This is a genomic window from Persicitalea sp., assembly GCF_041751555.1.
Lineage (GTDB): Bacteria > Bacteroidota > Bacteroidia > Cytophagales > Spirosomataceae > Persicitalea.
Genome location: NZ_JBGSXF010000061.1, coordinates 1 through 1,986, shown reverse-complemented (window position 1 = coordinate 1,986; position 1,986 = coordinate 1). Strand labels below are relative to the sequence as shown.

General features: G+C 56.1%; 2 protein-coding genes. Both read right to left on the bottom strand.

Features of this window, described 5'->3' with window-relative positions; translation table 11 throughout:
- Positions 1-1,591, bottom strand: a 1,591-nt coding sequence (locus ACEW8P_RS01955; RefSeq protein WP_373511432.1) for a carboxylesterase/lipase family protein, incomplete at its 3' end; no start/stop codon positions are given.
- Between the two features lie 16 nt (positions 1,592-1,607).
- Positions 1,608-1,986: YebC/PmpR family DNA-binding transcriptional regulator (locus tag ACEW8P_RS01950; protein ID WP_373511431.1), on the bottom strand; the 379-nt coding region annotated here is incomplete at its 5' end.

Below are 1,986 nucleotides of genomic sequence, written 5' to 3'. Positions count from 1 at the left end.
CCCGGTACTTTTCGGTCTCAGCTTTAGACTGGATGTCGATACGCATCACTTCGGCGGGTACATCGCTCTTGACAGCAGGCCACTGCGGCACGCCGAGGCCGTTGGGGTTGCCCGTTTTGATAAAATTAGCAAAAAATAGCTGCATGATTTCCGACACCTTGAAATCCTCCGGCTGCCAGTCGTAAACACGATTGGTGGGTAGGTTACCCAGCGCGTACTCAATTTCCGCCGAGTGTACGGCCCCCTTCGGAGCGGGAGGCCTTTTCGCCGTTGCGTCGTCATTTCTCGTAATGCCGCCCGCCAGGTTTGCGGTGGCATTGCCCATCTCCACCCGCATTTCGGGCCGGGGCCGGGCGTAAAGATAACGGTAAACAGGCTTACCGCTGGTTTTGCTGTGGAGGTCAGACCATTTCCAGGTGCTGAAACCGATAAACCGATCCCCAGCCATGTCGGTGGCTACCTGCTCCACCTCGGCATCGCTGGAAGGATTGTACACTCTCAGTAGTTCATTGGCCTGTTCGCCGTACATCTTTCTCACGGCACTCGTGTAGTTGTCCAATGTGGGTTGCTCTTTGCCCAATATTCCCTGGTAGCCGCTTTCCTGCGAGTTCCAGCCTACCAACAGAGGTACCTGCGCCTGCTGCCCCGAAGCGAACACATCGACGGGCGATTTGGGGAAGAAATACCCGTCCACCACTGCTGAAAAACGGGGAATACTGGGCTTAGTGGTAGTTTCCAGCAGGGTCTGTGCGGGCATAGCCCGGAGCGCAGCCAAGGAAGTTGCGCCCACGGCATCCGCAAACTCGGTTCCTGTCTTTTCGGCTTCGGCCAAAGGAGGAATCGGTCGAAAACCCAGCAATGAGCCGCTCTCGCCGATGGCCCCTGCCATCAGGTTCTTCGCCAGCGGTGAGGCCATTTGGGCACTTACGGAGAAAGAACCCGCCGACTCTCCGGCGATGGTCACCCGTTTGGGGTCGCCACCAAAAGCGGCGATATTATTCTGCACCCATTGCATCGCGGCGGCCTGATCCAGAAAACCGTAGTTGCCCGAGGCCTTGTGCGGCGATTCCTTAGAAAGCTCAGGATGAGAGAAAAATCCGAAGATGGTAAGGCGGTAGTTGACCGTGACGGTCACGATGCCCCGACGAGCCAGGCTTTCGCCGTCGTAGCGAGGTTCGGAGCCGTCGCCCGCCATCAGGCCGCCGCCGTAGAAGTACACCAGCACGGGCAGGCGGTCAGTGTCAGTTTTAGCGGGTGTCCACACGTTCAGGTACAGGCAATCTTCGCTGACACCATCGGAACGGAAATTCATGTCTCCGAAGAGCGGCAACTGCATGGCGCGTGGCCCAAAGTCGTGGGCTTTACGTACACCCGTCCAGTTTTTGACCGGCTGCGGCTCGCGCCAGCGCAGGTCACCCACGGGCGGCGCGGCGAAGGGCACTCCCTTGAACGCACGAATACCTGACTCGTCCACGCCTTCCAGCGTACCGTTGGCGGTTTTGACTTGCAAAGCCGGGCTGTTGGCGTTGGTTTGCGCAGTAGTTTCCTCTGTCCAGCAGAGGAGCAAAGCAAAGAGAAATATTTTTTTCATGATAATAAATTTAAAACTACCCCATCGTATGATACACCCGCTGCACGTCTTCATCCTCCTCGATGCGCTCGATGAGCTTTTCTACCTCGGCGGTTTCTTCCTCACTCAATTTCTTGGAGTCATTGGGAATGCGCTCGAAGTCCGCTTCGGCAATTTCGACATTATTTTCCTCAAAGTAGCTTTGCAGGCTACCGAAGGAGGTAAACTCTCCGTAAACATTGATTTGGTCGGTTTCCTCGTCCAGGAACACTTCCTCCGCGCCGTAGTCGATCAGTTCCAGTTCCAGTTCCTCGACGTTCTGACCCGTGTTGGCGATCTTAAAAATACACTTGCGATCAAAGAGGAAATCCAGCATCCCCATGGTACCCAGGCTGCCGCCGAGCTTGTTGAAGTAG